Source organism: Methylobacterium sp. Leaf113, from assembly GCF_001423325.1.
Taxonomy (GTDB): domain Bacteria; phylum Pseudomonadota; class Alphaproteobacteria; order Rhizobiales; family Beijerinckiaceae; genus Methylobacterium.
Map to the genome: position 1 here is coordinate 63868 of NZ_LMNJ01000014.1, position 15898 is coordinate 79765.

Annotated in this window: 15 protein-coding genes; 13 read left to right on the forward strand and 2 right to left on the reverse strand. The window is 66.5% G+C overall.

From position 1 onward, the window contains the following. Window positions 1–7: 7 nt before the first annotated feature. Window positions 8–1264: a hemolysin family protein gene (locus ASF60_RS11650; RefSeq protein ID WP_056184594.1), complete on the reverse strand. Its 1257-nt coding sequence runs from the start codon at window positions 1262–1264 to the stop codon at window positions 8–10. A gap of 385 nt (window positions 1265–1649) precedes the next feature. On the opposite strand from ASF60_RS11650, the gene ASF60_RS11655 reads away from it, so the two are divergent. The 12 genes from ASF60_RS11655 to ASF60_RS11710 are packed head-to-tail and all read left to right on the forward strand — an operon-like array spanning window position 1650 to window position 14690. Then, entirely contained in the window at window positions 1650–2762 is a 1113-nt protein-coding gene (locus ASF60_RS11655; RefSeq protein ID WP_082507902.1) for an NAD-dependent epimerase/dehydratase family protein, read from the forward strand. Continuing rightward, window positions 2759–3823 carry an NAD-dependent epimerase/dehydratase family protein gene (locus ASF60_RS11660; RefSeq protein ID WP_056184599.1) on the forward strand — a complete coding sequence of 355 codons (1065 nt, stop codon included), beginning with the start codon at window positions 2759–2761 and terminating at the stop codon, window positions 3821–3823. The genes ASF60_RS11655 and ASF60_RS11660 overlap by 4 nt, the downstream gene beginning before the upstream one ends. Then, window positions 3820–5112 (forward strand): TIGR04295 family B12-binding domain-containing radical SAM protein, encoded by a 1293-nt coding sequence (locus ASF60_RS11665; RefSeq protein ID WP_056184602.1) that lies wholly within the window; start codon window positions 3820–3822, stop codon window positions 5110–5112. Before ASF60_RS11660 ends, ASF60_RS11665 begins: the two co-directional genes overlap by 4 nt. Then, window positions 5097–6227, forward strand: a complete 1131-nt coding sequence (locus ASF60_RS11670) for a glycosyltransferase family 4 protein (RefSeq protein WP_244478400.1) — start codon at window positions 5097–5099, stop codon at window positions 6225–6227. Before ASF60_RS11665 ends, ASF60_RS11670 begins: the two co-directional genes overlap by 16 nt. Then, window positions 6224–7348: a CgeB family protein gene (locus ASF60_RS11675; protein WP_056184603.1), complete on the forward strand. Its 1125-nt coding sequence runs from the start codon at window positions 6224–6226 to the stop codon at window positions 7346–7348. Before ASF60_RS11670 ends, ASF60_RS11675 begins: the two co-directional genes overlap by 4 nt. After that, entirely contained in the window at window positions 7345–8451 is a 1107-nt protein-coding gene (locus ASF60_RS11680) for a CgeB family protein (RefSeq protein ID WP_056184605.1), read from the forward strand. Before ASF60_RS11675 ends, ASF60_RS11680 begins: the two co-directional genes overlap by 4 nt. Beyond that, the gene (locus tag ASF60_RS11685) at window positions 8448–9569 is read left to right on the forward strand and encodes a CgeB family protein (RefSeq protein ID WP_056184608.1); all 1122 of its coding nucleotides are present in this window, start codon (window positions 8448–8450) and stop codon (window positions 9567–9569) included. Before ASF60_RS11680 ends, ASF60_RS11685 begins: the two co-directional genes overlap by 4 nt. After that, window positions 9566–10669 carry an inositol-3-phosphate synthase gene (locus ASF60_RS11690; RefSeq protein ID WP_056184610.1) on the forward strand — a complete coding sequence of 368 codons (1104 nt, stop codon included), beginning with the start codon at window positions 9566–9568 and terminating at the stop codon, window positions 10667–10669. The genes ASF60_RS11685 and ASF60_RS11690 overlap by 4 nt, the downstream gene beginning before the upstream one ends. Then, window positions 10666–11253, forward strand: coding sequence for a histidine phosphatase family protein (locus ASF60_RS11695; protein WP_056184612.1), 588 nt, complete (start codon window positions 10666–10668; stop codon window positions 11251–11253). The genes ASF60_RS11690 and ASF60_RS11695 overlap by 4 nt, the downstream gene beginning before the upstream one ends. A 10-nt stretch (window positions 11254–11263) precedes the next feature. After that, window positions 11264–12028, forward strand: coding sequence for a TIGR04290 family methyltransferase (locus tag ASF60_RS11700; protein WP_056184614.1), 765 nt, complete (start codon window positions 11264–11266; stop codon window positions 12026–12028). Beyond that, entirely contained in the window at window positions 12025–12939 is a 915-nt protein-coding gene (locus ASF60_RS11705) for a hypothetical protein (protein ID WP_056184616.1), read from the forward strand. Before ASF60_RS11700 ends, ASF60_RS11705 begins: the two co-directional genes overlap by 4 nt. 2 nt (window positions 12940–12941) lie before the next feature. Then, window positions 12942–14690, forward strand: a complete 1749-nt coding sequence (locus ASF60_RS11710) for a hypothetical protein (protein WP_156634038.1) — start codon at window positions 12942–12944, stop codon at window positions 14688–14690. Between the two features lie 27 nt (window positions 14691–14717). Here the strand turns inward: ASF60_RS11710 and ASF60_RS11715 are convergent, their stop codons facing one another. After that, complete coding sequence (locus ASF60_RS11715; RefSeq protein ID WP_082503826.1) at window positions 14718–15086, reverse strand: PaaI family thioesterase; 369 nt, start codon at window positions 15084–15086, stop codon at window positions 14718–14720. Window positions 15087–15286: 200 nt separating this feature from the next. On the opposite strand from ASF60_RS11715, the gene ASF60_RS11720 reads away from it, so the two are divergent. Continuing rightward, entirely contained in the window at window positions 15287–15712 is a 426-nt protein-coding gene (locus ASF60_RS11720; protein WP_056184618.1) for a CoA-binding protein, read from the forward strand. Window positions 15713–15898 lie beyond the last annotated feature (186 nt).

Below are 15898 nucleotides of genomic sequence, written 5' to 3' on the forward strand. Positions count from 1 at the left end.
CGGAGCATCAGGTCAGCGGCGTCGCCAGAACCTTGTCGATGCGCCGGCCATCCATGTCGACGACCTCGAAGCGCCAGCCATGCGACTCGAAGTGGTCGCCGGTGCCGGGAATGCGGCCGAGGCGGAAGATCACGAATCCCGCGAGCGTGGTGAAATCGTCGGAATCCGGGTGCTCGGCGAAGGCGAGACGGTCGAAGGCCTGGGATGCCGGCATCATGCCGTCGATGAGGAGCGAGCCGTCCTCGCGCTCGACCACGTTCGGTTCGTCGCCGACCTCGGGGATGTTGCCGGCGATCGCCTCGAGCAGGTCGGTCTGGGTCACGATGCCTTCGAGGCTGCCGTACTCGTCGACGACCACCGCCATCCGCACGGGCTTGGCCTGGAACGTCTCCAGCACCGCCAGGATCGACATGCTCTCGTGTACGACGATCGGCGGCTGGGTCGCCGCCAGGACGCTGATCGGCTTGCCGTCGAGGAGTTGATTGAGCAGGTCCTGCTTGCGCACCACCCCGACGATCTCGTCGACTTCGCTGCGGCTGACCACCAGCTGGGCATGGTCGCATTCCCGCACCGACCTCAGAATCGCGTCGGGCTCCTCGTCGGCATCGACCCACTCGACCTCGTGTCGCGGGGTCATGATATCGCGCACCCGGCGCTCGCCGATCGAGAAGATGCGCTGGACCGCCTCCTGCTGCGCCTCGCGGATCAGGCCGGCCTCCTGGCTCGCCTGAACCAGCAGGTTGAGCTCGGCGGTGGAGTGGAGCGAGCCTTCGCCGTGCCCGGCCTGCAGGCCGAACAGCCGGACGACGCCGTTGCCGAGACCGTTGAGGAACAGGATCGCCGGGCGGAACACGAACAGGAACAGGCCGAGGGGCCGCACCACCGCGAGCGCGGTGCGCTCGCTGCGCTGGAGCGCGAGGCTCTTCGGGGCCAACTCGCCGAGCACGATGTGCATCGACGTGATGATGATGAAGGAGATGACCACCGCGATGGTGTGGGCGGCGGTGGTGCCGACCGGCTCCGGCAGGAAGCTCAAGGCCGGCACGATGATGTGCGCCAGCGCCGGCTCGCCGACCCAGCCCAGCGCCAGGGACGAAATGGTGATGCCGAGCTGCGTCGCCGCCAGGTAGGCGTCGAGCTGGTCGGTGGCGCGCTGGAGGGCGGCGGCGTGGGTGCGCCGCTCGGTGACCAGCTCGGCGACCCGACTCTTGCGCACCGAAACCAGGGCGAACTCGGCGGCCACGAAGAAACCGTTGGCGAGCACCAGGGCGAAGACGGCAACGAGGCCCAGCCCGGTCGCCCATGCGTCGTCGAAAATCGTCGTCTCCCCTGGTCAGCGGCGGATCTCTAACAGCTCCGCAGGTGACGGGCCACCGCGATCGCGCACCCGACGATTTTCCCTGTGACCTCGACACGACCCTTCAAAATACAACCGTGCGCCTTCGCGCGCATCACCCCGTCCGCGAGCCAACCCAGAGGTCGCTCCATTCTTTAGGAACAAAGCTGATGCGGCACGGTTCTCGCGATGAATAGGCATTCCGTCCGACAAACGGGACATTGTCTCAGCAAATCACAGTATTAACATTTGTTATTTAAGATAAATAACGCAAGTTAATGCCATGATTCCTAGCTTAGGGCAAAGCAGCTTCGTGAAAGAAACAATCTTGATCACGGGTGGAGCCGGATTTATCGGCCGCCACCTTGCGAAGGCCCTTCTCGAGCGGGGCTATCGCATCCGCGTCCTCGACAGCCTGATCGAGCAGGTCCACGGCCCCTCCGGGAATACCAGCGCCCTGCCGAAGGAAGTCGAAGTCATCATCGGCGACGTGCGCGACGCCAGCGCCGTCGCATCGGCTGTCAAGGGCGTTGATCGGGTGGTTCATCTCGCTGCTGAGGTAGGTGTCGGTCAGAGCATGTACGCGGTGGAGCGCTACGTCTCCGTCAACGATTGCGGCACCGCCGTGCTGTTCGAAGCGCTTATCAATCAACCAGTTAAGCGGGTCGTCGTCGCCTCTTCGATGAGTGTCTACGGCGAGGGGCTGTACCGCACGGTGGACGGTGCACTGGTGGATGATGCGGTGCGCCGCTCCCGGCGGCCCGGCGAGCCTTGGGATCCGCTCGATGCGCAGGGACGTCCCATGCGGCCTGTCCCCACGCCTGAAACCAAACTGCCGGCTCTCGCCTCGGTTTATGCCCTGACGAAGTACATGCAGGAGCGCCTAACCCTCACCCTCGCGCCAGCCTACGGGATGGAGGGCGTGGCGCTGCGCCTTTGGAATGCCTACGGGCCAGGTCAGGCACTCTCGAACCCCTACACCGGCGTGTTGGCGATCTTCGCGGCGCGCATCCACAACGGGCAGCCGCCGATGATTTTCGAGGACGGCGAGCAACGTCGGGACTTTGTCCATGTGGAGGATGTCGCGAGGGCCTTTGTGCTGGCTCTTGAGCATCCCGCAGCTGCCGGCCAAGTCTACAACGTCGGTAGCGGCGTGGATCGCTCCGTACGCGACGTCGCCCACCTCCTCGCTCAAGCAATGGGGCGTCCCGATATTATCCCCGAAACGACCGGGCAGGCTCGCTCCGGCGACATCCGGCATTGTATCGCCGACATCACCCGGATCGAGCGCGACCTCGGCTTCCAGCCTCAACAGGACTTCGCCGCGGGCTTGGCCGAACTCGCCGCCTGGGTAGCAAAGCAGCAGGCCGTAGACCGGGTCGCGGAAGCGCGGCGCGAGCTCGAAGCACGTGGGTTGGTGGCGTGACCGGCCGTCCTGTCCTCATCACCGGCGGCGCGGGATTCGTTGGAGCGAATCTCGCGGATGCGTTGGCGCGCGATGGACAGCCGGTCCTGGTCTATGACGCGCTCGTTCGGCCTGGGGTGGCCCGTAATCTTGCTTGGCTTCAGGCCCGCCATCCGGGTCTGATTCAATCGATCACCGCCGATATCCGAGACACTGAAACCTTGAAGCGGGCAGTGGTTGGAGTCGAAGCTGTTTTCCACTTCGCCGCACAGGTTGCTGTTACGACCAGCCTGGAATCGCCTCATACAGATGCCGAGGTGAATCTGGTTGGGACACTCAACCTGCTTGAGGCGATCCGTGCGCAGGACCGTCGGATTCCGGTCCTGTTTGCTTCGACCAATAAAGTCTACGGCGATCTGCCCGAGATTGCTCTTGACCGTATCGGTGACGCCTATCTGCCTGTCGATCAGGCTCTTCGTGCGCGGGGTATCGGCGAGGAGCGACCGCTCGACTTTCATACGCCCTATGGTTGCTCCAAGGGCGCGGCGGACCAGTACGTGCTCGACTACGCCCGGAGCTTCAACCTCCCGACGGCAGTGTTCCGCATGAGCTGTATCTACGGTCCGCGCCAGATGGGAACTGAGGACCAGGGTTGGGTTGCCCATTTCCTGATCCGCGCTTTGCAGGGGTTGCCCATCACGCTTTACGGAGACGGTGCACAGGTGCGCGACATCCTGCACGTACGTGATGCGGTGGCGGTGTATCGTTCGGCCCTGGCGCGCATCGATGGGATCAAGGGGCGTGTCTTCAATCTTGGGGGCGGCCCGCCCAACGCCGTCAGCCTTTTGCAGGTCCTCGATCACATCTCTGCCCTGACCGGTCGGCCCATCGAGCGCCATGTCCGTGCCTGGCGGCAGGGCGACCAACGCTACTACGTCTCGGATACGCGAGCCGTGAGCACGGCTCTCGGGCTCGGCGCCGTCATGGACTGGCGGGACGGCATCGCCGATCTGGCGCGTTGGCTCGCTGAAGAACGTGGGATGACGTTGGTCCTGACACCCTTGGCAGGCGCTGCCGAATGAAAGTGGCTCTCGTCAATCCTCCGTGGGACTACCGCAACAGCATCTACTTCGGGTGCCGATCACCGCACCTGCCTCTGGAGCTCGGCTACAGTGCCGCGTTGCTGAAGGCCGCTGGGCATGAAGCCCTGATCGTCGACGCTCATCTCGACGCGCTGACAGCGGTTCAGGCCGCCGAAAGCGTCGCCACTTTTACTCCAGATCTGACTGTTGTCACGACCGCGCCGACGTACCTGTTCTGGCGCTGTGCACCGCCGGAGTTGCGGGTGCCGCGTGGCTTTCTCGATGTTCTTGCGGGCCGGGGCGGCCGCACCGTCGCAGTTGGGCCGCACGGCTCGACGACGCCGGGGCCCACCCTCGACAAGCTTGCGTGCGATATCGTTGTGCGCGGGGAGTGTGAGGAAATCGTCGCACGCCTCGCCGATGCGGAGGACCTGAACGCGGTACCTGCGGTCGCGTTTCGCCAGAACGGATCGCTCGTGGTGACGGGTCCCCCGCACGCGAGCCGTTTCACGGACCTGCCGGCTCTGCGCTGGCCAGACCGCTGGATCTCCCGCCATACCCATCATCATCACCGGTTCGACAGCCCACCGGATGGGCCCGGCGCCGAGATCGAAGCTTCTCGTGGTTGCCCTTATCATTGCAGCTTTTGCGCGAAGATCGATTTTCGGGATGCCTATCGTCGACGCGATCATGGTCATGTTCTCGAAGAGATCGATGGGCTGATCGCGCAGGGCGTGACTTACCTCTACTTCATCGATGAAATCTTCCTTCCGCAAAGGCCGCTGCTGGAGGCGCTGGTTACCCGGAACGTGCGCTTCGGTGTTCAGACCCGCATCGATCTCTGGAAGCCCGACATGCTCGACCTCCTGGGTGCTGCCGGCTGTGTCTCCATCGAGGCCGGCATCGAGAGCTTGACCGAGGCTGGTCGAGCTGCTCTCGACAAGAAGTGTCGCGCCTCCACCGACGATCTCGCCGAGCGACTGATCTATGCCCGGCGCAGCGTTCCCTTTGTCCAGGCCAATCTCATCGCCATGGCAGGCGATGATCCCGCGATGGTCCGTAAATGGCGCGACCGGCTCCGCCGCGACGGTGTTTGGGCCAACGATCCGGTGCCGCTCTATCCCTACCCAAGTTCGCCGGATTATCGACGCCTCTGGGGAGAACCCGACGACCAGGCTTGGGAGCGCGCCCATGCGCATTACCTCGCGCAGTTCGAGCGCTTCAGCGACATCCAGGAGGAGCAGCCACTGCCGCTTCGAGAAATAGAGGCCGTATGCGGATGCCGCTGAGGGATCATCCGCATATCCTGATGACCGCCGATGCACTGGGCGGAATCTGGCAATACAGTCTCGATCTCGGTGAGGGCTTGGTGCGACGAGGCTTCGTTGTCACGATCGCCTTGCTGGGGCCGGTTCCAAGCCGCGAACGTCTCTTGGCCGCCGAGGCTGCCAGCGGCTGTCGGATTCTCGCTACCGGTTTGTCCCTCGACTGGATGGCAAGAGCGCCTGCAGAGGTGCGGGAGGCCGGAGCCGCTCTCGCACTTCTCGCTGTGACGTTGAACGCGGACATCGTTCACCTTCACTCTCCGGCGCTTGCCTCGCGGGACTATCACGTCCCGATTGTGGCCGTCTGTCATTCTTGCGTGGGGACATGGTGGGAGGCCGTCGAGACCGGCCCTCTACCCCCCGACCTAGCTTGGCGTCGCGATCTCACAGCCGAGGGATGCGCCATTGTGGATGTCTTGCTGGCACCGACACACGCTTTCGCGGCGGCGACGCAACGCGTCTACGGTTTGGCTGAGCGCCCGCTCGTGGTGCGCAATGGGCGTCGCTCTCCCATTGGCCACAGCCACTCCCTCCCGCCCCAGCCCTACGTTTTTACCGCGGGGCGTCTGTGGGATCGTGCCAAGAACGCAGAGACCCTGGATGAGGTGGCCGCGCGCCTCGACTGGCCGCTCCGCGCGGCCGGCTCGATGGAGAGCCCCGGTGGTGAGCGGGTGGAGGTGATGCATCTCGATTGCCTCGGTCGTCTCGACGATCAGGGCATCGCGGCCCAACTCGGCGAGCGGCCCATCTTCCTGTCGCTGGCGCGGTACGAGCCCTTCGGCCTCGCTGTGCTGGAGGCGGCCAGCGCAGGATGCGCGCTGGTTCTCTCCGATGTCACGAGTTTTCGTGAATTGTGGGAGGGAGCCGCGCTGTTCGTCGATCCCGAGGATGCAGAGGGGGCGGCAGCGGCAATCCGGGGACTGGTCGAAGATCCCGACGAACGTCTCCGTCAGGGTTCTGCAGCCCGCACGCGTTCCAGTTGCTACGGGGTCGACGCGATGACGAGCGGCGTAGTCGCGGTCTTCCGCGGATGTTGGACGGGAACGCCTGTCCGTTCCCTGGCGGGGGCGGCCGCATGAGGATCGCCTACTTCACCCACTCGCTCGCCTCATGCTGGAACCACGGCAATGCCCACTTCCTCCGCGGTGTGCTGCGCGAACTGATGGCCCTTGGGCATGCTGTCGAAGCTTACGAGCCGGAGGGCGCCTGGAGCCTGGAGAACCTGATCCGCGACCATGGATCCTCCGGAATGGAGGCGTATCGCAGGGCTTATCCGAACTTGAACTCGGTGATCTATCCTCAGGTCGGCTCAGTTGTCGATCGCGTTGCGGATGCGGATGTCGTCGTCGTTCACGAATGGAACGCTCCCGAGCTCGCCGCTGCTTTGGGTGCACGGCGCAAAGGCGGAGCTCGCTACACGCTTTTGTTCCATGACACCCATCACCGCGCGGTCAGCGCGCCTGACGAGATGCGTCGCTTCGACCTTTCCGGCTTTGATGGTGTTCTCGCGTTCGGTGAGACATTGGCCTTGGTCTATCGGGATTGGGGATGGGGGCAGCGTGTTTTCGTCTGGCATGAGGCCGCCGACACCCGATTGTTCCATCCTCCAGCCGTCGAAAATGTGCGGGCCGGTTTGATCTGGATCGGTAATTGGGGTGATGACGAGCGGAGCGAGGAACTCGAAACCTACCTTTTCGCCCCGGCGAATGATGCTGGCCTCGACCTCGATATCTTTGGCGTCCGCTACCCGGAGCTGGCAATCCGAGCTTTGGAGCGCCACGGCGCGCGCTATCGCGGCTGGGCGCCGAACGCTTTAGCGCCGTCGCTTTTTGCGCAGCACCTCGCCACGATCCATGTGCCGCGTCGCTTCTACGTCCGGCATCTACCAGGTATCCCGACGATCCGTGTCTTCGAGGCGCTGGCCTGCGGTATTCCCCTCGCCTGTGCGCCCTGGGATGACACGGAAGGCCTCTTTCGGCCGGGGACCGATTATCTGGTCGCCCGCGATGGAGCCGCGATGGCGCGTCACCTGACGGCGCTTCGCGAAGACCCGGCCTTGCGCGCATCCCTTCGGGCGAACGGCCTCGCCACCATCGCGGCGCGTCACACCTGCGCGCATCGGGCCGCGGAGTTGCTCGGCATCGTCGCGGGCCTGCGCGCACCCGGGATATGCATCGAACCTCTGGAGAGATCCGCATGAAGATCGCCTTCTACGGCTCCAGCCTCCTGTCATCGTACTGGAACGGCGCAGCGACCTATTATCGTGGCCTGCTCAGCGACCTCGCGCGGTATGGCCATCGCATCACCTTCTACGAGCCCGATGCCTTTGATCGCCAGCAGCATCGTGACATCGATCCGCCGCCGTATGCCGAAGTGAAAGTCTATTCCACCACGCTGGAGGAGATGCGTAGCGTGGCTGCGGAAGCGGCAGCGGCTGATGTCGTGGTCAAGGCGAGCGGCGTCGGGATCTTCGATGACGAGCTCTTACAGGGGGTTATCGCAGCGTCGCGACCGGAGGCAATCCGCATTTTTTGGGACGTTGACGCGCCAGCGACCCTCGCCGAGATGCGCAGCAATCCCGATCACGGGCTGCATCGTGCTATGCCGGAACTCGACCTCGTACTGACTTATGGTGGCGGACCGCCGGTTATCACCGCCTACGAACAGTTTGGCGCGCGCCGCTGCATTCCAATCTACAACGCGCTCGATCCTTCCACGCACCACCCGGTTCCTCCCGAACCGCGTTTTGCCGCAGACCTCGCCTTCCTCGGGAACCGCCTGCCTGATCGCGAGGCGCGGGTCGACGCCTTCTTCCTCGATGCTGCAATCCGGCTGCCGGGTCGACGCTTTCTGCTGGGCGGAAGCGGCTGGGAAAGTCGAGGCCTGCCGACCAATGTGCACCACCTCGGTCATGTCTACACGCGGGAGCACAACGCCTTCAACACGACGCCGCTGGCGGTGTTGAACATCGCTCGCGAAAGCATGGCGGCGGTGGGCTTCTCGCCGGCCACCCGTGTGTTCGAAGCAGCCGGAGCTGGAGCTTGCCTCATTACCGATGCCTGGGACGGGATCGAACTGTTTCTTGAGCCCGACAAGGAGGTACTGGTCGCGCGCGACGGGCGCGAAGTCGCCGAGCACCTTGCGGCTTTGACGCCGGCCCGTGCGCGACAGATTGGCGAGGGCGCGAAGGCCCGGATCAGCGCCGATCACACCTACGCGCGGCGCGGTGCTGAGGTCGACGCGATCTTAAGAAGCGAGGCTAAGCGGAAGGGCACCCTGACGCCGGCACGGAGCGTCGCGTGAGCCGCCCTCTCCGCCTCGTGGTTCTCGGGCTGAGCCTGTCGTCTTCCTGGGGCAACGGCCATGCCACGACCTACCGCGCTCTTCTGAAAGCCTTTACCGCCCGCGGCAACGACGTGCTGTTCCTGGAGCGCGACGTGCCCTGGTACGCGGAGCATCGCGATCTGGCTGAACCAGGTTTCTGCCACTTCGCGCTCTATCCGGATCTTGCGGCGCTGGAGGAGCACCGGGAGGCGATTGCATCGGCCGATGCGGTCATCGTCGGGTCTTACGTGCCCGACGGCATCGCCATCGGCGACCGTATCTTCGATTGGTCCCGTGGGCTTCGGGCCTTCTACGATATCGACACGCCCGTCACACTGGCACGCCTCGAAGCTGGGGATTGCGCCTACCTCGCTGCACACCAGATCGCGGAGTACGACCTTTATCTGTCCTTCACCGGCGGCCGGACCCTCCGCCTCCTGGAGGAAGCCTATGGCTCACCGATCGCCCGTGCCCTGTACTGCTCCGTCGATCCGCAGGCCTATCCTGCGCTGGAGCGTGAGGTGGTCTACGATCTCTCCTACCTCGGGACCTATAGTCTCGATCGCCAGCCAACGCTGGAGCGCCTGCTGATCGAGCCGGCGCGCCGTTCGCCGGACCTCCGTTTCTGCGTCGCCGGGCCGCAATATCCGGATGGGATCGATTGGCCGGCGAACGTCACGCGGATCGCGCACCTGCCTCCTGACCGGCACCCGGACTTCTACGCGGCAAGCCGCTACACCCTGAATGTCACCCGGGGGGACATGATCCGCGCGGGCTACAGCCCGAGCGTACGTCTGTTCGAGGCGGCCTGTATCGGCACAACCATCATCAGCGACACATGGGATGGCCTCGACACCATCCTGACGCCGGGCTCCGAGATCATCACGGCGCAGGAGCCTGAGGACGTGCTGTCGATCCTGCGGCTGCAGCCGGAGGCGGTTCGCCGTCGCATCGGCACGGCAGCCCGAACGCGGGTCCTTGCCCGCCACAGCGCCGCGCAACGCGCTGCGGAACTGGAGGCGATCCTACGCGGCGCTATCGCGGCGCGCGTCGTGACGACGGCAGGCCCTGATCTGCTGGAGGAGGTCGGCGCATGACCACAGGTTCGATCCGCGTCGGCCTCGTCGGGGTCGGCAATTGCGCCTCATCCTTCGTGCAGGGCCTTCACCATTATCGCGAGGCCGACCCGGCCGAGACCGTGCCGGGGCTCATGAACGTGTCGCTCGGCGGTTATCACGTCCGCGACATTGCAGTGGTGTCGGCCTTCGACGTCAATACCCGCAAGGTGGGACGCGACCTTGCCGATGCGATCGGTGCCCCCCCGAACAACACGATCCGTTTCGCGGAGGTGCCGCCGTCCGGCGTCATGGTGCAACGCGGACCGACCCTCGACGGGCTCGGGCGCTACATGCGCGAGGACATCGTCGAGGCGGAGGATCCCGCCATCGATGTCACGGCCGAACTGGAGCGCACGCGCACGCAGGTGCTGGTCTCCTATCTGCCGGTCGGCTCGCAGGCCGCTACGGAATACTACGCCCAGTGTGCCCTCGATGCCGGCTGCGCCTTCGTGAACTGCATCCCGGTCTTCATCGCCTCAGACCCGGAATGGCGGGGGCGGTTCGAGGCGCGCGGGCTGCCGATCCTCGGCGACGACATCAAGAGTCAGGTTGGCGCGACCATCGTGCACCGGATGCTCGCCAACCTGATGCGCGAGCGCGGGGTGCGTCTCGACCGCACCTACCAGCTTAATTTCGGCGGCAACGCCGATTTCAAGAACATGCTCGAGCGCGAGCGCCTGGAATCGAAGAAGATTTCGAAGACCCGGGCGGTGACCAGCCAGCTCGATGTGCCCCTCGATCCCGACGATATCCATGTCGGTCCGAGCGATCACGTGCCCTGGCTGACGGACCGGAAATGGGCTCAGATCCGCCTGGAAGGCACGGCCTTCGGCGGGGTGCCCCTGTCGATGGAGCTGAAGCTCGAAGTCTGGGATTCGCCGAATTCCGCCGGCATCGTGATCGACGCGGTGCGCTGCGCTCGGCTGGCGCTCGACCGTGGGATCGGCGGGGCACTGATCGGTCCGTCGAGCTACTTCATGAAGGCGCCGCCGCAGCAATTCACCGACGCGGAAGCACGGGCGCGCACACGCGCCTTCATCGCCGGCGAGCCGGAATCATCCGCCGTGGAGGCGGCGTGACCCGGATCGTCCTGGTCCGCCACGGCAGCCATGACCGGTTGAACCGCATCCTGTGCGGGCGGATGGAGGGCGTTCGTCTGAGCGAGCAGGGCCGGCGCGAGGCGAATTTCGTCAGTGCCGCTCTGACCGGAACCGGGGCGACGGCGCTGCTGTCGAGCCCGCGGGCGCGCACGCTCGAGACGGCGGCGCCCATCGCCAGGACTCTCGAACTGGGCATCGCCGAGGAGCCCGGCCTGGACGAGATCGATTTCGGCGATTGGACCGGCCGGCCCCTGGCCGATCTCGCTGCCGATTCACGCTGGCAGGCCTGGAACACCCGCAGAGCGGACAACCGTCCGCCCGGCGGCGAGAGCATGGGCGAGGCGCAGGTTCGCGCCATGGCGGCCCTGACGGGGCGACCGGAGGGATGCCTGATCGCGGTCAGTCATGGCGACGTCATCCGCGCCGTCCTGCTGCATGTCCTCGGGCTCTCCGTCGCGTCCTATGATCGCCTCGTGGTCGAGCCGGCCTCGATCAGCGTCGTCGAGCTCTGGCCCGGGGGCGGCCGGGTTTACAGCCTCAACGGCACGGCTCACCTGACATGAGGGGTTCGCCATGATGAGATCCGAGGATCGCCTGCGGGGCGAGATCGACGCGCTCGGCCCGTGGTTCCACAACATGAACCTCGACGGCGTCTGGACCGCCCCGAACCATTTCCTCGGGGATTATCCGGCGCTAAAATGGCGCGGTTTCGCCGATGCTCTTCCGGCGGACCTGACGGGAAAGAGCGTTCTCGACATCGGCTGCAACGGCGGCTTCTACGCCATCGAGATGAAACGACGGGGCGCGGCGCGGGTGCTCGGCCTCGATTCCGATGCGCGCTACCTGGCGCAGGCCCGCTTCGCCGCCCGGGTGACGGGACAGGACATCACCTTCGCGCAAGGGTCGGTCTACGATGTCGGGGCGCTGGGCGAGCGCTTCGACGTCGTGCTGTTCATGGGCGTGCTCTACCACCTGCGGCACCCGCTCCTGGCGCTGGACCTCATCCGCGAGACCGTGGCGAAAGACCTGCTGGTGTTCCAGTCGATGCAGCGCGGCTCGCGCGAGGTGGTGCCCGTGGCCGGCGACTACGATTTCTTCGAACCCGCGCCCTTCGCCGAAGCCGGTTACCCGAAGCTGCACTTCATCGAGGAGCGCTACGCGGGCGATCCGACCAACTGGTGGGTGCCCAACCGCGCCTGCACCGAGGCCATGCTGCGGGCGAGCGGCTTTGCCATCGTGGGGCACCCGGAGGAGGAGGTCTATCTCTGCCGTTGCGCGGAGAAGGCCGAGCCCGGGGCGGTCTATCCGGCGCGCCCGGCACAGGAGATCCCCGCGTGATCGAAGCCGCGATGCTCTGGAACGAGCCCAACAACAAATCCCATTGGGACCCGGAGCTTGACCCCGAGTGGCGCCTGTTCGCCGAGATGGTGAGCGCCGCCGGCCATGCCATCCGGGCGGAAAACCCGAGCCTGCCGCGGGTGCTTGGCGGGATCTCTCCGATCGATCCGGGCTTCATCCGGCGCATGGAGCGGGCGGGCGCCCTCGATGTGGTGGATGCCGTGGCGGTGCACGGCTTTCCCCTCGATTGGAACCTCTGGCAGGTCCACGAATGGCCGGCCAAGATCGCCGAGATCCGGGCGGTGACGCACCTGCCGGTCTGGGTCTCGGAGGTGGGCATTTCGACCTTCGGCGCCGAGGAGGTGCAGCGCTGGGGCGTCGACCGGACGGCGGAGCTGCTGATCGGCCAGGCGCCGCGCATCCACTGGTACAGCCTCTACGATCTGCCGCGCGAATGGGAGGCCACCACCCGCCATCGGGAGGCCGAGGGCTCCTCCTACTACCGCCATTTCCACATGGGCTTGCTGCGCCAGGACGGCACGCCGAAGCTGGCGCTGGAGGCGTTCGCCCGGCATACCCCGGCGTTGGGGCTGTGCCAGTGGTTCCACTACGAGGACCACCGCTTGGACGAGGCGGTGGCCTGGATGAAGCGCCTCGGGGTGACCTACCTGCGCACCGGCCTGTCCTGGGCCGACAGCTTCCGCCCCAACGCGCTCGATTGGTTCGATCGGCAGATGCGGGCGCTGGAGGATTTCGACGTCACGGTGACGTTCTGCTTCACGCCGGAGCATCGCGGACTGGCGCCGCACCACACCAGTCCGCCCCAGGATCCCAACGAGTTCGCCGAATTCTGCGCCGCGATGGTGCGCCGCTATGCGCCGGGGCGGGTGAGCGCTGCCGTCCACCGGTGATCGTGTTCGGCAAGCGGGGCCGCGCCCAAGACCCGCGCGACCTCATTGCGGAGATCGCGGGCGGGCTCGGGGCGGCGCGAGACGCCGAGGGCCTGCGCCGGCACGAGGCCCTGGCGGCGGCTTTGATCGCGGCCGGGATGTTGCTGCAAGGCCTTGCGGATGCTGACCTTTCGGCACGCGGGACCGATGCCCCCTCCCCGGCCCAGGACGGCGCGACGGGGCTGATCCTGCGGCTGGCCGAGGCGGTCCTGGCCTCCTGGGCGGGCGGATTTCACCGCGATGTGCCGGATCTCGACGGGGCTCTTGCGGACCTCGCCGGGCTGGCCCTGCCGCCGGAGATCGCCACGCGATGGGCCGAGGGCTTTGCGTTTTACGCAATCTATCCAGAGACTTACGGGATCGCCGCGCGGGCCGCGGGGCTCGCGCCGGACACGCTGGTGATCGGCCTGCGCAGCATCGGGGCGCCGCTCGCCGCCATGGTGGCGGCCGGGATCGGCAGCCGGCGCCTGCTCACGGTGCGGCCGGTGGGGCACCCGTTCCGGCGGCACCTGGCCCTGTCGGAGGCGGTGGAGGCGACGATCCGGGCGGCCCGGAATGTGGCCGTGGTGGACGAGGGGCCGGGCCTGTCGGGCAGCTCCTTCGGGGCGGTGCTCGATGCGCTCGACCGGCTCGGGGTGGCGGAGGATCGGGTCACCCTGTTCCCGAGCCACGACGGAATGCCGGGGCCGCAGGCCTCGGAAAAGCACCGCCGGCTTTGGGCGCGGATAGCCCGCCGGACCCTGTCGTTCGACGCCTGGGCGGGCGCGCCGGAGCGGCCGGACCAGGCGCTCGGGGCCTGGGTCACCGACCTCGTGGGGGGTGAACCGGCGCCCCTGGAGGACATGTCCGGCGGGGGCTGGCGCCGCCAATTCTGGGCCGATCCGGCCGAATGGCCGCCGGTGAATGCCTGGCAGGAACGACGCAAGTTCCTGATGCGACAGGGAAACACCACCTGGCATATCAAATTCGCCGGTCTCGGATTCGAAGCTCGGCGCAAGCACGCGACGGCCCGGGCGCTCCAGGCGGCCGGGTTCATCCCGGAGGTGGCGGGCCTGCGCCACGGCTTCCTGGCGGAGCGCTGGCACGGGGAGGCGGTGCCCCTGCGGGCGGACCAGGGGGAGGCCTGGATCGCCCGGATCGGCGACTATCTGGCCTTCCGGGCCACGGCGTTTCCGGCCCCGCCGGAGGCCGGGGCGGACCTGTCCACGCTGGTGGCGATGGCCCGGCACAATGCCGGGGAGGCCCTGGGCGCGGAGCGGGCGCGGGCTCTGGAGCGGTGGTCGGAGGTTCGGCTCGCGGCGCTGGAGCGGGGGGTGCGACGGGTCGAGACCGACAACCGGATGCAGCCCTGGAAGTGGCTGACGCTGCCCGATGGGCGGCTGCTGAAGGCCGATGCGCTCGACCATGCGGCGGGGCACGACCTGATCGGGGCGCAGGATATCGCGTGGGATCTGGCCGCCGCGATCGTCGAGTTCGACCTGCCCAAACAGGCCGGCGTATACCTGAAGGGTCGCGTCGAGGTCACACGGAATCGACCCCTCGATCCGGGCATGATCGATGTCATGCTGTGCTGTTATCTGGCATACCAGATAGGTGCGCTGACGCTGGCCGAGGGTGCCACCCGCGACCCCGCCGAGGCCGCCCGGCTGGGGCGGCGCCGCGCGGATTTCCGTCGCCGCCTGCACGAAGCGCTTGACGCCTTTGGCGGCTGAACCTCCGGCGGTGCCAGCGATCCGGCCTCAGCGATTCGGCGGGATCGCGTAGGTGCCGGTGGCGTGGCAGACCAGGGGGGCGCCGTCCGGCCCGGTGATATGGACCTCGCCGACCGCGAGGCGCCGGCCGAGCTTGAGCAGGCGGGCGGTACCGAGCAGCCCGGTTGGGCCGGGCCTGCGCAGGAAGTTGAAGTTGAGGCTGGTGGTGACGGCGAGCGCCACCGGGCCGAGGCTGGCCAGGATCGCCGCGTAGAGGGCGTAGTCGGCCAGCGCCATCATCGACGGACCGGAGACCGTGCCGCCGGGGCGGAGATGGCGGTCGTGGTGGTCCATCCGCATCCGGGCGAGGCCGGGGCCGACCTCCACGAGGTGATAGGTCCGGCCGCCGGCCTCCATCTGCGGGAAGGCCGATGCGAGGAAGGCCACGGTCTCGGCAAGGGACAGGGCTTGCGGCAGCGCGTCCGGCGACGGATCGGGCGAGGCGGCGGAGGCAGGGTCGGGCGAGGTGTGGGGCAAGGTGTGGGGCAAGGTTTCGACCCAGTGTTCGGACAGGCTTCACTTTGCAGCATGCTCCGGCATGCCCGACAAGATCAGGGATGAGCCCGAACCACGACGCCTACGACCCTGCCCTGATCCGCCGGGTGCTCGCCGAGACCCGCAGCATCGCCCTGGTGGGCGCCTCGGCCAATCTGGCCCGGCCGAGCCACCACGTCATGGAATTCCTGCTGGGGCGCGGCTACAGGGTGATCCCGGTCAATCCCGGGCTCGCGGGGCAGAGCCTGCTCGGCCAGCCCGTCATCGCCCGCCTCGCCGACCTGACCAAGCCCGTCGACATGGTCGAGATTTTTCGCAGCTCGGATGCGGCGGGTGGGGTGGTGGACGAGGCCCTGGCTTTGCCCTGGGTGCCACGGTTCATCTGGATGCAGATCGGGGTGCGGGATGATGCGGCCGCCGTGCGAGCCGAGTCGGCGGGATCTGTGGTGGTGATGGATCGGTGTCCGAAGATTGAGATTTTCAAATAACCGGTTAATTAGATTAGCAAATATAGGGATTAGCTAATATTCGCGATCTACGGAGTCCTTGGACGTCGATTCGTTGAAAAGCTGTCCTAGGGTGTGAACCGAACCAAGACGTTGCGAGAGTTCTGGTTTTGTGATTCAGAGCCGCCGTTTGCAGCACGGAGGCGGCGATGGCGGACCTGTTCTGGC

Excerpts from the sequence above, each read along its gene's own strand:
- ASF60_RS11665 (WP_056184602.1), top strand. The coding sequence starts at position 3,820 with ATGAAAGTGGCTCTCGTCAATCCTCCGTGGGACTACCGCAACAGCATC.
- ASF60_RS11670 (WP_244478400.1), top strand. The coding sequence starts at position 5,097 with ATGCGGATGCCGCTGAGGGATCATCCGCATATCCTGATGACCGCCGAT.
- ASF60_RS11675 (WP_056184603.1), top strand. The coding sequence starts at position 6,224 with ATGAGGATCGCCTACTTCACCCACTCGCTCGCCTCATGCTGGAACCAC.
- ASF60_RS11680 (WP_056184605.1), top strand. The coding sequence starts at position 7,345 with ATGAAGATCGCCTTCTACGGCTCCAGCCTCCTGTCATCGTACTGGAAC.
- ASF60_RS11690 (WP_056184610.1), top strand. The coding sequence starts at position 9,566 with ATGACCACAGGTTCGATCCGCGTCGGCCTCGTCGGGGTCGGCAATTGC.
- ASF60_RS11700 (WP_056184614.1), top strand. The coding sequence starts at position 11,264 with ATGATGAGATCCGAGGATCGCCTGCGGGGCGAGATCGACGCGCTCGGC.
- ASF60_RS11715 (WP_082503826.1), bottom strand. The coding sequence starts at position 15,086 with ATGGAGGCCGGCGGCCGGACCTATCACCTCGTGGAGGTCGGCCCCGGC.
- ASF60_RS11720 (WP_056184618.1), top strand. The coding sequence starts at position 15,287 with ATGAGCCCGAACCACGACGCCTACGACCCTGCCCTGATCCGCCGGGTG.